Origin of the sequence: Nocardia arseniciresistens (genome assembly GCF_046764875.1) — a bacterium.
Lineage (GTDB): Bacteria > Actinomycetota > Actinomycetes > Mycobacteriales > Mycobacteriaceae > Nocardia > Nocardia arseniciresistens.
In genome coordinates, this window is the sequence record NZ_JBKORD010000017.1 from 179,295 (window position 1) to 194,915 (window position 15,621).

Sequence of the window (15,621 nt, forward strand, 5' to 3'; positions counted from 1 at the left end):
CAACCTGCTCGGATTTGCCCGCTGACAGCCCACAATCGGACTTAACCTACTCGGTAGTAGTGTTAGCGGTGTCACCGTCGCCGCCCGATCGAGGAGCACTATATGGACCACCGTGAGACGGATTTCGACGTACTCATCGTCGGTTCTGGTTTCGGCGGCAGCGTGACCGCGCTGCGGCTGATCGAGAAGGGGTATCGGGTCGGCGTGCTCGAGGCGGGTCAGCGCTACGCCGACGGTGAGCTGCCCGAGACCAGTTGGGACCTGCGGAAGTTTCTGTGGGCCCCCAAGCTCGGCTGCTATGGAATCCAGCGCATCCATCCGCTGCGGAACGTCCTCATCCTCGGTGGCGCCGGTGTCGGCGGGGGTTCGCTGAACTACGCCAACACGCTGTACGTACCACCGGAGCCTTTCTTCCAAGACGCGCAGTGGCGCGACATCACCGACTGGCGCACCGAGCTCACGCCGTACTACGAACGGGCCCAGAAAATGCTCGGCGTTGTCCGCAATCCGCACATGACACCGGCCGACGAGATCTTCAAGCAGGTGGCCGACGACCTCGGCGTCGGTGACAGCTTCGTGCAGACTCCGGTCGGCGTGTACTTCGGCGAGCCGGGCAAGACCGTTGCCGATCCGTACTTCGGCGGCGTCGGCCCCGAACGCACCGGCTGCCTCGAATGCGGCGAGTGCATGACCGGCTGCCGGCACGGCGCCAAGAACACCCTCGTCAAGAACTACCTGTACCTCGCGGAAAGGGCAGGCGCACAGGTCATTCCGATGACGACGGTCACCGAACTGCGTCCGCTGCCCGACGGCACATGGGACGTGGCGACCGAGCGAACCGGAGCCTGGGTGCGCAAGCGCCCGGTGACCTACACCGCGGGAAAGGTCGTCCTCGCCGCGGGCACCCTCGGCACCCAGAAGCTGCTGCACGCGATGCGCGACAAGGGTGTGCTGCCCGACCTTTCCGATCGCCTCGGCGAGCTCACCAGGACGAACTCCGAATCCATCGTCGGAGCCGCGACCAAGAAGGTCTCCCCCGGTGTCGATTTCACAAAGGGAGTAGCGATCACGTCATCGATCCATCCCACCCACGACACCCATATCGAGCCCGTCCGATACGGCAAGGGCTCCAATGTGATGGGTCTGATGCAGACGCTGATGGTCGACGGCGGCGGTCGGATGCCGCGCTGGCTGCGGTTCCTCGGCGTGGTGGCGCGCAACCCGCTCACGCTTCTCAGTTTCCTCAGCGTGAAGAACTGGAGCGAGCGCACGATCATCTCCCTGGTAATGCAGCACCTGGACAACTCCATCACGACCTATACCAAGCGAGGCGTGTTCGGCCGCAAACTGACCAGCAAGCAGGGCCACGGTGAACCGAACCCGACCTGGATTCCGGCGGGCAACGACGTTACCCGCCGGGTTGCCGACAAGATCGGCGGCATCGCGGGCGGCAGCTGGGGCGAGATCTTCAATATCCCGCTCACCGCGCATTTCCTGGGCGGCGCACCGATCGGCGCCGACCGCGACGCCGGAGTCATCGACCCCTACCACCGCGTGTACGGATACCCGACCTTGAGCGTTGTCGATGGCGCCGCCGTCTCGGCGAACCTCGGCGTCAATCCCTCGCTGACCATCACCGCGCAGGCCGAACGGGCCGCCGCCTACTGGCCCAACAAGGGCGAACAGGACACCCGTCCTGAGCAGGGCATCGCCTACCAACAGATTTCGCCGGTAGCGCCCAAGGCACCGGTGGTTCCCGCGGGCGTGCCGACCGCACTTGTGTTGCCGATCGTCGAGATCCGTAGCGGCCGCAAGACGGCCGACGAGACCGCGACAGCCTGAGCCTCAGCCGGGGGGCGCGATCTTGGTGATCACGACAGCGCCCTCCCGGTCCGCCACGCTCACGATCTGCCGGTAGGTCCGCACGGTCGAGTTGGGGCGACTCTCGGTGATCACCACGTCGAACCGACCGTCGCTCATCGGCACGATCAGCACACAGTGCTGGCTGCCCGGCGGGATGGACGCGATGCCGGAGTCGATCATCTCGACTCCCGGCACCGAAGCGTCCGGAGTCGTGACCGCCCTGACCGCTCGGCCCGAGCGTGCTACGTAGTAGGCGTGCTGGAACGCCAGGATCACCTCCGGCCCGGTCGCGGACGATCCAATGCCGTTGCCGCGCACCAACTGTTCGGTGCTTGTCGCCTCACAACCCGGGCCGCCGCCGAGTATCGGATCCGCGACGGTCGCGGACGGACGCGGGCTGGTCGCCGCACCGCTGTAGACCAGCACAACGGCCGCGGTCGCCAGTGACCCGCCGATAGCGAATGCACCGAGCCACCAGAATCGCAGGGGCCCATGCTGTGCACGGGCGGCGCGCCGTCGGGTGCGGCGCTGACGGTCGAGGCGCTCTCGCGGGTCCGAGCGCTGTTGCGGCTCCCCGCGCCGCAGTGGCTCCACACGCTGCGGTCGGGCCGGGCGCTGCTGTTGCGGCTGGCTCAGCTGTGGCAGCTCCGACGCGATCATGCCTGGCCACAGCGGTACCGCCGATGCCCTACCTCGGCCACGGCGCACCGCGATATGGCCGCCGGACCCGGATAAATTCGACGACATACTTCGCCGCACCCCCTTTGCCGACGCCTTTTGGGCAAGCTCGGGTTCCCTATGAATACCGTTGTGCAATAACAAGATTGCATACCTTCGGCGGTCATGGCGACCGAATGGCGAGAGATGATCGAAACGGATTCCAGTTATCTTCGGGCACACGCTCTTTCGATCACCGAGCGACCGCGCGCATGACCGGCGATCGCTTTGTCCACCATCACAGCAGGCCACGCTGCCGCAGGTCGGTGACGTATTTGTGGATCAGGGACGGCGACAGGTGCGGAATGTCGTTGTCGGGCCCGATATTCGCGGCTTGCACCGCGGTGGTGAAGCCCTTGGCCGCGATGACCGATCCCTCGATAGGCGGGCCCGGTCGCCGATAGGCGTGCAGCAGCGGCAACACCGATGCGTTCCGCTGCTGTTCGGGCAGGGCCCGGAGCGCGGTGTCGAAACGGGCGAACCACTCGCGATAGTCATCGATCCGCCGGATCGGGTGGCCCGCGTCGATCAACCAGTCGACGAACTCGTCGAGCGAAATGCCGTCGTCGTGCGGGTTCAGCACGTCGAAGGTCCGGAAGCCCTCTGTCGCCTGTGCGCCGAGGGTGGTGATCGCCTCGGCGGTGAAGTCGGCAGGCAGGCCGTCGTAATGCGCCCGCTGCCGAGCGCCGTCAGCGTCGAGCTCATAGAAGGACCGCGGCGCGATACCCGTCGCCAACAGGCTGACCAGCAAGCGGGTGAACATATCGGGCACGTTGAGCTGCCCGGCGTATCGGCTGTGGGCCAGGATCATGTCCGAACGGAAGACGGTGACGGGCAGGCCGCAGATGTCGTGCGCTTCCCGCAGCAGCACCTCGCCTGCCCACTTGCTGTTGCCGTACCCGTTCGCGTAGCCGTCGTCGACGACACGCACCGGACTGATGCCGCGAATGTCGCCGTCTTCCTCGAAGATCGCGGGGTCGATCTGAGTGGCCACCGCGACGGTCGAGAGGTAGTTGACGGGCTTGCGCCGGGTGCTGATCGCCAAGCGAATGACTTCCGCGGTACCGACGACGTTCGGCCCGAACATCTGACTGTAGGACAGCACATGATTGACCAGCGCGGCCGGATGGACGATCAGGTCTACATTGTCCGCGAGGCGCTGCCACGTCGCTTCGTCCAGGCCTAGATTCGGTTCGCCGATATCACCGGCGAGGACCTCCAGGTTCCGGCCGGCCAAGTCCCGGAAATGGCCGAGCAGTTCGGCGTCGCCGCTGTCGAATGCCTCCGCTAGCCGCTTCCTTGCCGCATCCACATCCCGTCCACGGATGATGCAAATCAGCTTGCCGCCCGTGCGATCGAGGCGTTCGAGCCATTCGAGGCACAGAAACCGACCGAGGTAGCCGTTCGCTCCGGTCAGCAGAACGGTTCGTGCGGGCACCGTGGTCCGCACGAGATCCTTTGCGGCAGTCAGGGTCTCGGCGTCGATGAACTTGTCCAGCGTGAGATCACTCGCCCTGGCTCGTTCGGGGCCGTGCACCGAGCCGAACGTCGGACGCTCGCCGGCGCGGCCCTTCGCCGCCTCGAGATAGTCGGCCAGCTTCCGCAGGTCGTTGGCCGGGCTCACGATGACGCCGACCGGCACCTCGACGCCGAGGATCTCCTGGAGCAGATTCGAGAAAGATAGTGCGGCAAGGGAATCGCCGCCGAGATCGGTGAAATGCACATCGGGGCGCAGATCGCCACCGGCACAACCGAGCAGTGCTCGGGCGGCGCGGCTGATGGTTTCGAGCACCGGCAGGTTCGCGGCCTCGTGGCGCAGCGCGAGCAGTTCGTTCGCCTCCCCATCGGCGAGGTCGGCATACAACCGCTGGAGGCGCTCGCCGTAACGCTCTGTGAGCTTGGGTCGCACCAACTTACCTATGCCGGAGAGCAATCCGTTCTCGATGGTGAACGGCTCGGTCTCGAGGACGAAGTCGCGCGGGATCTCGTAGGAGTTCAGTCCGCTGCCTTTGGCAATCCGTTGCAACGACTGCGTCAGTGCCATTTTCAGTGCGTCCGGGTCCGCGACTCCTGCCTCCTCGGTCGGCACGATCACTGCGAGCAGATAGGCGCGTTCGCTGCTGCCATAGACGAAGATCTGGCGAATCAGCGGACTATTGGAGAAGGCCGCCTCGAGCCGCGAGACGGCGACGAACTCACCCTGGGACAACTTCAGCACGTTGTTGCGGCGGTCGACATAGATCAGCCGATCCGGTCCGAGCTCGGCCACGATGTCGCCGGTCTTGTAGAAACCGTCGCCATCGAAGACCTCCGCGGTGACCTCGGGCCGTTTGTAGTAGCCGGGAATCATGGTCGAGGTCTTCAGTAGCAACTCACCGCGCGGGTGCGGCTGGTCGGTGCCGAAGTATCCCAGGTCGGGCACGTCGACGAGCTTGTAGTCGAGCACCGGCGGTCGTCGCACCATGTTGTCGATCACGAGGCCACCACCTGCCTCCGTCGAGCCGTAGCCGTCGTGCAGGTCCAGGTCGAGCAGGGACTCGATGAACGCCTTCATCTCCGCGGCCAGCGGCGCGCTCCCACACAGTGCGGTCATGCAGCGGCCACCGAAGAAGTCCTGCCGCAATTGCGCTTTTACCTCGGCATCGAGCTCCGCGTGGTCGCGCTCGGGTGCGGCGCAGCGGTCCATCTCACTCTGATAGCGCTGAAACACCATCTCGCACACCCGAGGTACGAAGAACAGTTCCGTCGGGCGAACCAACGCGATGTCTTCGAACAGAGTAGAAATGTCGCTTTTGGCGGCGAAGTAGCCGGTGCCGCCGCGCGCCAAGACTCTGAAAAGCGACATCCGCCCGGCGACATGGCTCATCGGCATGTAATTGAGATTGATCGCGGACACCGGGGGCGCACCGAGCCACATGGCCGACGCCAACCGGTCGGTGTACATCGCGCCTTTGGGCGTGCCTGTGCTTCCCGAGGTGTAGACAAGCAGCGCGAGCGGATCGTCGCCGGTAGCGGGGACCACGAGTGGGGCCTGTGGGAGCGCACGCCCCCGCTCGAGGACGGAATCCAGCGATTGGACCAGCACTTGACTGCCGGCGAGACGTTGCCGAGCGGATTCGACCGCATCGCGCTGGTCGTCGTCCTCGTGGTGGTAATCGAAAACGATCAGCCGACGCGGCGGCATGCCTGCCAGGATGCAGTCGACCGCGGCGGCGAGGTGCTCCGGAGTCGCGGCCACAATACGTGGTGCGGTCTCCTCGATGATGGCCGTCAATTGAACGACCGACGCACTCGCTTGCAGCGGGACGACGACCGCGCCGAGATGCACACAGGCGAGATCGATCGTGGTGTAGTCGAGGCTGGTGAATCCCAGAATCGCCACGAAATCGCCTGTGCGCAAAGGCTGCTCGCCGTCGTGGTGCCACGCGCTCGCTACCGCCGCCACCCGCGTCCACAATTCGCGGTAGCTGATGATGTCGAACGTCGGCAGCAATCGCAGCGAACAGCGCCCCGAGGCGAGGTCGACCGTCGTTTCGACCGCGCGCTGCCCGAGGGCGGGACGGTCGGCGTAAGCCGTCATGACCGCGTCCACGATCTGCGTCAACCGCATACCGGGCTGCCGAATCGCCTCGGTGACCGATTCGAGCGGCTTCGCGTCGCGAATCTCCCGGTCGGCCGCATAGAGCTCGACGATACGGCGCATGAGCCGCTCCCGGGTGTTCACCGCCATTGCCCGCCTCCGTGGGTCGTTGGTCAACCTTGGGTCGCTCCGTGCACTCACAACAGACACTTATACCCAGCAATACGTTAGCTTGTCTAAGTATTCCAGGGTCGGCACAGATCGGGCAATGGTCGATTTTCGACCCACCTACCGCGGCGTCACAGCGGGGGAAGTTCGAGATTCTCGCGGAATGTGCCGCCGAGGTAGTCGGTCCCGACGATGCCCCGGCGCCGCAGTTCGGGCAGCAGCCCGTTGGTGACGAAATCGCGGGTCCGGGGGTCGGCGAGCCCGCCGAGCGAGATGACATCGAGCACGCCCGCTCGGTAGCGCTCCTCGATCGCATCCGCCAGCTGCTCCGGGGTGCCCGCCGCCGCCCAGTGGCCGGTGTCTTTCGACGCGATGATCAACTCGCGCAGTGTCCGGCCCGATGCCGCGAGTTTGGTGAAGATCTCGACTCGTCCGCGTCGGCGGTTCACCGAGGCCACCTCCGGAAGCAGGTGCTGCGGGATGGGCTTGTCCAGGGGTAGTTCCGACAGCTCGAGGCCGCCGCCGAACATGTCTGCCAGGCGGATTCGTCCCGCATCGAGATCTATCGCTTCGACCTCGGCGCGGACCAGTCGGCGCACTTCCTCCTCGCTCGCACCGTAGGTGGCATGGAAGGAGCTCATGATCAAGGGCAACCCCTCGGAACGTCCGAGTTCGGTCGCGCGGGCGCGCACCGTCTTCGTATACGTGACAGCGTCTTCCAGCGTCGACAGCGAGGTGAACACGACCTCGGCGAAACGGGCGCCCAGCTCGATGCCGCCCGCGGACTGACCGGCCTGGAATTGCACCGGCCGCCGCTGCGGTAGCGGCGGGATATTGAGTGGCCCTTTCACCGTAAAGTACTGTCCCGCATGGTCTATCGGCCGCACGCGGTCCGCGTCGAGGTCCGCCCCGCCATGTCCATCGGGCGTCAGCGAACCCGAATCCCAGCTGTCGTACAGCGCGTTGATCACTTCGAGAGCCTCGGTGGCCCGCGCGTACCGCTGCTCCGGACTCGGCAGGTCCTCGTCGCCGTAGTTCTCCTCGCCCACCGACGAGGTGACGATATTCCACGCCGCACGGCCATTGCTCACATGATCGAGAGTTCCGAACAGCCGCGCGAGGTTGTAAGGATGATGGAACGTGCTGCTCACCGTGGCGATCAGACCCACATGCGAGGTGACCGAACTCAATGCGGACAAGAAGATCAGCGGCTCCTGCGCGCCTATCGCCCCCTGCGCGCCGAAGCTCAGCAGGTCGGCGGCGAACAGCGCATCGAACTTGTTGGCCTCCGCGATCTTCGCGATCTCGATCGAGGACGCGACCGTCGACCGGTGCGGATCTATCGCGGCGGCGTACACGCTCACCGCGCCGCTGACTCCGGTGACAGTCTTCAGCGTCCGGCGTCGAACAGAACTCATCGTCTCTCTCATCCCATTGTGAAATCGACTGCGGCTACCGCACTCCGGCTTCGGGTGCGCGGCAACCGGGCTACCGGCACAGCCCGGCGCCCGTTCGAGTCCAGCACTCGGCGCGACCGGTGACGACGGTTCCGATCAGTCGAATTCTTTCGCGGTGGCCGACGATCGCCGAGATTCCCTGGTGGGTGGTACGTGGTGCCATCCAGATTGTTCCCAGGAAACACCCAGCCTTCCCGCAGGTGGCGCATCGGTTGGCACGTCAATCTGGGCTGATGAGCGGCAATTCTCCCGAGGCACGCGTGCTCGTCGTCGACGACGAGCCGATGATCGTCGAACTGCTGGCGGTGAGCCTGCGATTCCAAGGATTCGAGGTGTCCACCTCCATCAGCGGCGCGGACGCCATGGACAAGGCCCGCACCGGCCGCCCCGACGCGCTGATCGTCGACCTGATGATGCCGGGAATGGACGGCTTCGGCCTACTGCGGCGGCTACGCGCGGACGGCATCGAAGCACCCGTGCTGTTCCTCACCGCCCGCGACGACGTGGAGTCGAAATTGACCGGCCTGAGCCTCGGCGCGGACGACTACGTGACCAAACCCTTCAGCCTCGAAGAGGTCATCGCGCGGCTGCGAGCAATCCTGCGTCGGGCGGGACACCGCACCCCGGCCGCGGACCTCTCGCGCATCAGTGTCGGCGACATCGAACTCGACGAAGACAGCCACGAAGTGTGGAAAGCAGGCGCACCGGTGTCGCTCTCGCCGACCGAGTTCACGCTGCTGCGGTACTTCATGATCAATGCGGGCAAGGTGCTGAGCAAACCGAAGATTCTGGATCACGTGTGGCGCTACGACTTCGGCGGTGATGCCAACGTGGTCGAGTCATATGTGTCCTATCTTCGGCGCAAGGTCGACACCTCAGAACCGAAACTCATCCACACCCTGCGCAGCGTGGGCTATGTACTGCGCGAGCCACCGGCCGGCCGGACATGACAATGCTTCGACGACGCCTGTCGGCCGTTCCGCTGCGAGTGGGGTTGGTCATCGCGCTGATCGTGTTGGCGGCGCTGGCACTGGTTGCGGCGGGCGCCGCGGTCACGTCGGCGCTGAGCAAGTTGCTCACCGCGCGGACCGATGAGCAACTCTACGACTCGGCGCACTCCTGGGCAGAACCACGCGCGATGCGGCAGGTCACCACCGGTGACGGTGGCACACAATGGATTCCGATCGGGATGCCGGAACCGGGGCCGAGATCATCCGGTGAGCAGCCGCGCCGATTCTTCGAACTGCGCAAGGGGCCCGACGGCCAGACCTACACCAACCTCCCCGGCGATATCAACGGGACCGCCGCCGCCCCGAACATCTCGGGAACGGCCGGATCCGGCGCGACCACCGTCGGCTCGACGGGCGATTCCCCGGTGCAGTGGCGGGTGCTGACGACCAGCAATCAGTACGGATCGACCACGATCGGACTGCCGCTGACCGACAACCAGGAGACGGTCTCGCGGCTGATCTTCTTCGAGGCGGGTATCGGGGCAGCCGCATTGCTGCTGCTCGGGGTGTTCGGCTATCTGGTCGTCGGTCGTAGCCTGCGGCCACTGCGGACGGTCGAGGAAACCGCCGCGGCGATCGCGGGCGGCGACCTGCACCGCAGGGTTCCGGTGCGCGATGTCGACACCGAGGTCGATCGGCTGGCCCGATCCCTCAACGCGATGCTCGCGCAGATCCAGCACGGCGTCGCGGCCACCGAAGCCTCCGAGGAGGACGCCCGCCGCTCCGAAGCCAGAATGCGCCGCTTCGTCGCCGACGCCAGCCACGAACTGCGCACTCCCCTCACAACCATCCGCGGCTTCGCCGAGCTCTACCGCCACGGTGCGAGCACCGACGCCGCCATGGTGCTGCGTCGTATCGAAGGTGAGGCCGAGCGAATGGGCCTGCTCGTCGAGGACCTGCTGATGCTCGCGCGACTGGACGCGAAACGCCCGCTGGAACGCGCCCAGGTCGACCTGCTCGCGTTGGCAGGCGACACCGTCCACAACGCGCAAGCCGTGGCGGCAAGGCAGAAATCCACCCCGCCTCGCCCGATCACCCTCGAGGTTTGTCCGGGCGAGGGCACCATGGATGTAATCGGCGACGCGGCCCGATTCCGGCAGATTCTGACAAACCTCCTCAGCAACGCCCTGGTCCACACCCCCACCGGCGCCCCCGTCGCCGTGCGCCTCACCCCCGCCATCGACGACGTCCGCATCGACGTAGTCGACCAAGGCCCCGGCCTGTCTCCCGAGGCCACCGCCCGAGTCTTCGAACGCTTCTACCGCACCGACACCTCCCGTACCCGCACCAGCGGCGGCTCCGGTCTCGGCCTCTCGATCGTGCAGGCACTGGTCGCCGCACACGGCGGCCGCGTGAGCGTGCACAGTGTGCCGGGCGACGGTGCCACGTTCACCGTCGTACTGCCTCGCGATTGCGGGGAGTCGAGCTGAGCAGCAACGCTTTCCGGCGCGGCTCGGAAAACGAGTGCACGAGAGGTATTTCGACTCCTCAGAGACTTGCACGCGGAAGCTAAAGGCGGACAAGAACTTTGAGGGCCTCGCGGGCGTCCATCGCACGGTAGCCGTCGGGGACGGCGTCGAGTCCGATCTCGAGGTCGAAGACCCTTCCGGGGTCGACGGTGCCGTCGAGGACACCGGGCAGCAGGGTGTCGATGTAGGCGCGGGCAGGTGCGGGTCCGCCGGTCAGGGTGATGTTCGGACCGAAGAGACTGCCGAAGCCGATGGGCGCGTCCTCGTATTGGGGGACGCCGACGCGGCTGATCACACCGCCTGCGCGCACAACGCCGATCGCCTGCTGATACGCGGGCATATGGCCTACAGCTTCGATGACGACGTGGGTGCCGTCGCCGGCACTCAGCTCCCGCACGGCGGCGACCCCCTCGTCGCCGCGTTCGGAGATAACCTCGGTAGCGCCGAACTCGCGGCCGAGGTCGGTGCGGTCCTTGTGTCGTCCCATCAAGATGATCTGCTCGGCGCCGAGTCGACGAGCCGACAGCACGGCCATGAGCCCGACCGCGCCGTCGCCGATGACGGTGACGCTGGTATCGGAGGTGACTCGCGCTTTGACCGCGGCGTGGTAGCCGGTGCCGTACACGTCGGACAAGGTCAGCAGCGACGGGATCAGCGGTGAGGACTCCTCGACGGGGACCGGGACGAGGGTGCCGTCGGCCAGCGGAACCCGGACGGCTTCGGCTTGTAGGCCGGCGACGTCGCCGGCGTTCCAGAATCCGCCGTGCCGGCAGGAGGTTTGCAGCCCTTCGCGGCAGAAGTCGCAGGTGCCGTCCGACCAGGCGAACGGGGTGATCACCAGATCGCCCTTCTGCACGGTGGTGACGTCGCGGCCGAGGTCTTCGACGATGCCGACACATTCGTGGCCCATCGAGCTGCCCCGCGCGCTCGGGGCCATGGAGTGGTAGGGGTGAAGGTCCGATCCGCAGATACACGAGCCGACGACCCGGATCAGCGCGTCGGTCGGATTCTTGATCACCGGGTCGGGCACGTCGATGACGCGCACGTCACCGGCGCCGTACATGTAGGTCGCTCGCATGAGCATGCTCCTGGGGGTGGGAGGAAGTATTACTGCTGCGGGTCCAACCGCAAGGTGACCCCGATGGCCTTGTCGCCGACGACCGCGCCGACGATTTGCGGTCCGTACTGGTCGTATTTGGCTTGGTAGGCGGCGTCGATCGTGGTGTGCACGTCCGGCGGCGCGCTACTGAAGGCGACATCGCGTTCGATCCCTGCGGCTCGCACTCGGCCGGTACCCGCAGCGGTCGCCCGGCGGAACCAGGGGTTCTCAGAGCCGTAGGCGGAGCGAATGTAGATGTCGTCGCCGGATCGGACGCCCCAGATGGTGACGTAAGGGCGCAACGAACCGTCGCCGCGGCGGGAGGTTATCTCGAGTTCGGTGGCCCCGCCGATGCGGTTGAGCTCCGATTCCTTCCAGCCGCTCATGTGCGCGATCCGTTCCGTTTCGGCGCGAAGTCGCCGATCATCTGCTGGGCGAGGGTCAGAGTTTCTGGCATTAGTCGAATCCCTTCTGTCACAGGTGTTTTGCTGGTTCAGGATTGGGTGCGCTGATGGAAGGCTGGTCCTTTCGCGGACGGCTGCTTGTCCACACGCTTCATTATCGGACTCCCTTCCACGCTCCACGCGAATTGCTGCCTAGTTGCTGTCTGATTCGTGATCCTCGAACATGCGCGTGAGTTCGAGTACACGCCGGATCCGGCGCACCCGGGAGTGACCGGTCTTCCAGGTAATGGCAGTACCCCCTTTCGCCGTTCAAATGCGCTTACCGTGGGGATATGGACGACCACCGGGCACAGGTCCGCGAGTTCCTCACAAGCCGCCGTGCGCGCATCACACCGGAACAGGCCGGTTTGCCCGCCTATGGCGGCGGCAACCGCCGTGTTCAAGGTCTGCGGCGCGAGGAACTCGCGCTACTCGCCGGGGTCAGCATCGACTACTACATACGCATGGAACGCGGCAACCTGTCGGGCGCCTCGGACAGCGTGCTCGACAATCTCGGCCGCGCCCTCCAGCTCGACGACGCCGAACGCGCCCACCTGTTCGACCTCGCCCGCACCTCGACGCCGACGCCCGCCCGGCAAAGCCGCACCAAACCAGCCCTCGGGGTGACCGACCCGATCCAGCAGATCCTCGACGCCATCACCGACGCCCCCGCTTGGGTGCGCAACGCCCGCCACGATCTGCTCGCGGCCAACTCCCTCGCGCGCGCCCTGTACGCACCGCTACTCGCCGATCCCCGCCGCCCCGCCAACAGCGCGCGATTCATCTACCTCGACCCCGCCTCTCAGGAATTCTTCGTCGACTGGGATCGCGCGGCCGACGACATCGCGGCGATGCTGCGTTCGGAAGCCGGACGTCGGCCCTATGACAAGCAATTGATCGAGCTGATCGGTGAACTATCAACGCGCAGTGCCGAATTCCGGATACGTTGGGCGGCGCACAATGTGCGATTCCACCGGACCGGACACAAAAGACTGCACCATCCCGTCGTCGGGCGGCTGGAGCTCGACTTCGAGGCGATGGAATTCCCCGCGCACCCCGGGCTCACGCTGCTGGTGTACACCGCAGCGCCTGATACGCCGACCTCGGACGGGCTGAAGGTACTGGCCACCTGGGCTGCCACCGAGAACCGCACCCACGACGCAGCCGGCCGCAGCACCGACTAGAACCACACCTCAGTCGCAGGACTGGGCCATATTCGAGACTCTGCGCCGTGGGTGCCAGTACCAGCTGCCGCATGCAGTGCCGACGTGCGGATTCAGGGATATCCCCTTCATTGCGACACGATGATGGGTAACGGCAGTGCCTGTCGCGTGCGCTGATCTGTGCCTACCGTGAAAGCATGACCGAAACCAAGATCGTCTTGAACAACGGCGTGGACATGCCGGCCATCGGCCTCGGCGTCTTCCAAACTCCGCCCGAGGCCACGACCGATGCGGTCACCGAGGCACTGCGCGTCGGCTACCGCCACATCGATACCGCCGCCGCCTATCTCAACGAACGCGAGGTCGGCGAAGGAATCCGCCGCGCGGACATCGACCGCGCGGACGTCTTCATCGAAACGAAGGTCTGGATCAGCGACTACGGCTACGACGCCACCCTGCACGCGTTCGACAAGAGCGCGCGCAAACTCGGCGTCGACCAACTCGATCTGCTGATCCTGCACCAGGCGCTGCCGAGCCGCTTCGATCTGACCCTCGACGCCTACCGGGCGCTGGAAAAACTGCTCGCCGACGGCCAGGTGCGCGCTATCGGCGTCAGCAACTTCATGCCCGAGCACCTCGACCGCCTGCTGACCGAAACCTCCGTCGTCCCGGCCGTGAACCAGATCGAGCTGCATCCATACTTCCAGCAGACCACGCTGCAGAAGGTGAACATCGAGCACGGCATCGTGACCCAGGCATGGTCGCCCATCGGCGGCATTACTTCCTACCGCGACGCCGCGAAGAGCACCTTCGAGGACCCGACCCTGCTCGATATCGCACAGCAGCACGGCAAATCGGTCGCGCAGGTGATGTTGCGGTGGCATTTGCGGCAGGGTCGCTCGGTTATCCCGAAGTCGACCAAACCCGCCCGCATTGCCGAGAACTTCGACGTCTTCGATTTCGAGCTCACCGGGGAACAACTCGCGCTGATCGACGCGCTCGACACCGGAGTCCGCGGCGGACCGGATCCCGAGAGCGTCACCCTGGAAGCGTTCGGCAGGGAGATTCCCGAAGCCTGAAGCCACGGAAGGCCACGCCGGTCAGGAGTGCCCGGGACGTTCATCGAAATACCAAGATGGGGAAGGGATCTCGTCGACGGGTGGAGGCTACGACCAGGATTGGGAAGCCACCGGCCGACTGTGTAATGTGACGGTCGTGCCAAAGCTGCTGCTGACGAGGGATCGGGTCATCGACCTGGTTCGTATCGCGGCCTGCGCCTGTTGTCGGTGACGCTGCGAATCTTCCACCACACCACGATGCCAGGAGCACAGCTGTGACGACGTCCCTTCCGGTGAACCTCAAACACACCAAGGACATTCACCCCGATATCGACCTTCCACTGCTCAACGAGCTCGTCCGCGCGGAACGACCGCTGTGGTCGCCCGACGAACTCCACGAGCTGACCAGCGCGGTGACACGCGAGCTCTCCACACCGCTGCTGGGAATCCTGCAATTCGACTCTCGTCAGCGCTGGTGGTCGCGGCTCGCGCTGACCATGGGCGTCGAATTGTGGCTGTTGTCCTGGGAGCCCGGACAGGGAACCGAACCGCACGACCACGGCGGCGCCTCCGGTTCGTTCACGGTATTGCTCGGCGAACTCGACGAGGAATTCGCATTCCCGAATGATTCGGTTCGGACCGCGCAGCGGCGGGCGGGTTCCACTGTCGCGTTCGGACCCAACAGAGCGCATATGCTCCACAACGGCGGCAACCAGCAAGCCGCCACGGTCCACGCCTATTCCCCACCATTGCGGCCGATGCGCGAGTACCGCGCCCTGACCGATTTCGCGGGCGCATGAGCGCCGAGGAGATGCTCGCGCAAGCACGCGAGCACCTGGTGCGAGTCGACCCGGAGCAGGCCGAGGCGCTGCGAACCGACGGCGCGCTGGTGGTGGATATCCGGCCGTTCGCGAATCGGCTTGCCGAGGGCGAGATCCCCGGTTCGGTGGTAGTCGAGCGAATAGTGCTGGAATGGCGCCTCGACCCACACGGCGAACACCGCCTACCCGGCCTCACCGAGGACACCCCGGTGGTAATCCTGTGCAACGAGGGCTACGCCTCCAGCCTGGCCGCCCGCGACGCCCGCGCCCTGGGGTTGCGAAACGCCACGGACCTCATCGGCGGGTTCCGAGCGTGGCACGCCGCCGGATTGCCGGTGATTGCGGGAGGAACACCCGCGGTGCCATAGCCTGGCGCGTACTTTCCTGCGTACCCAGCGATTCGATGTACGCCGGGAGACTGTCGAGTCGGTGTTCTCTCATCGCGCGCACGCCAACAGCCACATCGTCTCAGTGACGAAGCGGCGACACACTGTTCGGCATCGCACAGCGGTTCTACGGCGACGGAATGAAATTTCCGATCATCGCCGAAGCGAATGGAATCGCCGATCCCGATCTGATCTTTCCCGGGCAGACATTGCGGATACCAGACCTCGTTCCGCCCCCTGCGCCTGCTCCCGCGCCCCAGCCGCAACCCGAACCGCCCCGCAGGCGATCCCCTTCCGGCTGCTGCGTCCCGCGGATCTGTTGAACCTGCGCTGCGAGGCGATCGGATGCCGAGTCCGCACCGCTGAGGTCCCGCCGGGCCCCGTGAT

The 15,621-nt window shown here is 65.7% G+C and carries 12 protein-coding genes and 1 pseudogene; 8 read left to right on the forward strand and 5 right to left on the reverse strand.

What is annotated here, in order from left to right:
- Positions 1-102 precede the first annotated feature (102 nt).
- Positions 103-1,842 carry a GMC oxidoreductase gene (locus ACLMAJ_RS29205; protein WP_412017065.1) on the forward strand — a complete coding sequence of 580 codons (1,740 nt, stop codon included), beginning with the start codon at positions 103-105 and terminating at the stop codon, positions 1,840-1,842.
- Between the two features lie 3 nt (positions 1,843-1,845).
- On the opposite strand, the gene ACLMAJ_RS29210 is transcribed toward ACLMAJ_RS29205, so the two are convergent.
- The 3 genes from ACLMAJ_RS29210 to ACLMAJ_RS29220 all read right to left on the reverse strand — a co-directional run bounded on the left by ACLMAJ_RS29210 (position 1,846) and on the right by ACLMAJ_RS29220 (position 7,746).
- Positions 1,846-2,610, reverse strand: a complete 765-nt coding sequence (locus tag ACLMAJ_RS29210; RefSeq protein ID WP_412017066.1) for a DUF8176 domain-containing protein — start codon at positions 2,608-2,610, stop codon at positions 1,846-1,848.
- Between the two features lie 208 nt (positions 2,611-2,818).
- A complete protein-coding gene (car, locus tag ACLMAJ_RS29215; protein ID WP_412017067.1) occupies positions 2,819-6,310 on the reverse strand; it encodes a carboxylic acid reductase in 3,492 nt (1,163 codons plus the stop codon).
- A gap of 149 nt (positions 6,311-6,459) precedes the next feature.
- Positions 6,460-7,746, reverse strand: a complete 1,287-nt coding sequence (locus ACLMAJ_RS29220) for an NtaA/DmoA family FMN-dependent monooxygenase (RefSeq protein WP_412017068.1) — start codon at positions 7,744-7,746, stop codon at positions 6,460-6,462.
- A 272-nt stretch (positions 7,747-8,018) separates the two neighbouring features.
- Here ACLMAJ_RS29220 and ACLMAJ_RS29225 point away from each other — a divergent pair, with 272 nt between their 5' ends.
- Both ACLMAJ_RS29225 and ACLMAJ_RS29230 read left to right on the forward strand, forming a co-directional pair.
- Positions 8,019-8,735: a response regulator transcription factor gene (locus tag ACLMAJ_RS29225; protein WP_412017069.1), complete on the forward strand. Its 717-nt coding sequence runs from the start codon at positions 8,019-8,021 to the stop codon at positions 8,733-8,735.
- 2 nt (positions 8,736-8,737) lie between these two features.
- Positions 8,738-10,225 (forward strand): sensor histidine kinase, encoded by a 1,488-nt coding sequence (locus ACLMAJ_RS29230; RefSeq protein WP_412017070.1) that lies wholly within the window; start codon positions 8,738-8,740, stop codon positions 10,223-10,225.
- Between the two features lie 79 nt (positions 10,226-10,304).
- On the opposite strand, the gene ACLMAJ_RS29235 is transcribed toward ACLMAJ_RS29230, so the two are convergent.
- Together ACLMAJ_RS29235 and ACLMAJ_RS29240 are read right to left on the reverse strand one after the other, a co-directional pair.
- Positions 10,305-11,342, reverse strand: coding sequence for a zinc-binding dehydrogenase (locus ACLMAJ_RS29235; RefSeq protein ID WP_412017071.1), 1,038 nt, complete (start codon positions 11,340-11,342; stop codon positions 10,305-10,307).
- Between the two features lie 29 nt (positions 11,343-11,371).
- Positions 11,372-11,749, reverse strand: coding sequence for a DUF2255 family protein (locus tag ACLMAJ_RS29240; protein ID WP_412017072.1), 378 nt, complete (start codon positions 11,747-11,749; stop codon positions 11,372-11,374).
- Between the two features lie 350 nt (positions 11,750-12,099).
- On the opposite strand from ACLMAJ_RS29240, the gene ACLMAJ_RS29245 reads away from it, so the two are divergent.
- The 5 genes and pseudogenes from ACLMAJ_RS29245 to ACLMAJ_RS29265 all read left to right on the forward strand — a co-directional run.
- Positions 12,100-12,990 carry a helix-turn-helix domain-containing protein gene (locus tag ACLMAJ_RS29245; RefSeq protein WP_412017073.1) on the forward strand — a complete coding sequence of 297 codons (891 nt, stop codon included), beginning with the start codon at positions 12,100-12,102 and terminating at the stop codon, positions 12,988-12,990.
- A 176-nt stretch (positions 12,991-13,166) separates the two neighbouring features.
- Complete coding sequence (locus ACLMAJ_RS29250; protein WP_412017074.1) at positions 13,167-14,048, forward strand: aldo/keto reductase; 882 nt, start codon at positions 13,167-13,169, stop codon at positions 14,046-14,048.
- A 254-nt stretch (positions 14,049-14,302) separates the two neighbouring features.
- Complete coding sequence (locus ACLMAJ_RS29255; protein ID WP_412017075.1) at positions 14,303-14,827, forward strand: cysteine dioxygenase; 525 nt, start codon at positions 14,303-14,305, stop codon at positions 14,825-14,827.
- On the forward strand, positions 14,824-15,216 hold the full coding sequence (locus ACLMAJ_RS29260) for a rhodanese-like domain-containing protein (protein ID WP_412017076.1): 393 nt from the start codon (positions 14,824-14,826) through the stop codon (positions 15,214-15,216). The genes ACLMAJ_RS29255 and ACLMAJ_RS29260 overlap by 4 nt, the downstream gene beginning before the upstream one ends.
- Before the next feature lie 110 nt (positions 15,217-15,326).
- Positions 15,327-15,458: pseudogene (locus tag ACLMAJ_RS29265) on the forward strand (LysM peptidoglycan-binding domain-containing protein); the annotation flags it as partial.
- Positions 15,459-15,621: the final 163 nt, after the last annotated feature.

What these genes read in the sequence shown, in the direction of transcription:
- ACLMAJ_RS29260 (WP_412017076.1), top strand. Translation starts at nt 14,824, where the DNA reads ATGAGCGCCGAGGAGATGCTCGCGCAAGCACGCGAGCACCTGGTGCGA.
- ACLMAJ_RS29220 (WP_412017068.1), bottom strand. Translation starts at nt 7,746, where the DNA reads ATGAGTTCTGTTCGACGCCGGACGCTGAAGACTGTCACCGGAGTCAGC.
- ACLMAJ_RS29225 (WP_412017069.1), top strand. Translation starts at nt 8,019, where the DNA reads ATGAGCGGCAATTCTCCCGAGGCACGCGTGCTCGTCGTCGACGACGAG.
- ACLMAJ_RS29240 (WP_412017072.1), bottom strand. Translation starts at nt 11,749, where the DNA reads ATGAGCGGCTGGAAGGAATCGGAGCTCAACCGCATCGGCGGGGCCACC.
- ACLMAJ_RS29245 (WP_412017073.1), top strand. Translation starts at nt 12,100, where the DNA reads ATGGACGACCACCGGGCACAGGTCCGCGAGTTCCTCACAAGCCGCCGT.
- ACLMAJ_RS29230 (WP_412017070.1), top strand. Translation starts at nt 8,738, where the DNA reads ATGCTTCGACGACGCCTGTCGGCCGTTCCGCTGCGAGTGGGGTTGGTC.
- car (WP_412017067.1), bottom strand. Translation starts at nt 6,310, where the DNA reads ATGGCGGTGAACACCCGGGAGCGGCTCATGCGCCGTATCGTCGAGCTC.
- ACLMAJ_RS29250 (WP_412017074.1), top strand. Translation starts at nt 13,167, where the DNA reads ATGACCGAAACCAAGATCGTCTTGAACAACGGCGTGGACATGCCGGCC.
- ACLMAJ_RS29210 (WP_412017066.1), bottom strand. Translation starts at nt 2,610, where the DNA reads ATGTCGTCGAATTTATCCGGGTCCGGCGGCCATATCGCGGTGCGCCGT.
- ACLMAJ_RS29205 (WP_412017065.1), top strand. Translation starts at nt 103, where the DNA reads ATGGACCACCGTGAGACGGATTTCGACGTACTCATCGTCGGTTCTGGT.
- ACLMAJ_RS29235 (WP_412017071.1), bottom strand. Translation starts at nt 11,342, where the DNA reads ATGCGAGCGACCTACATGTACGGCGCCGGTGACGTGCGCGTCATCGAC.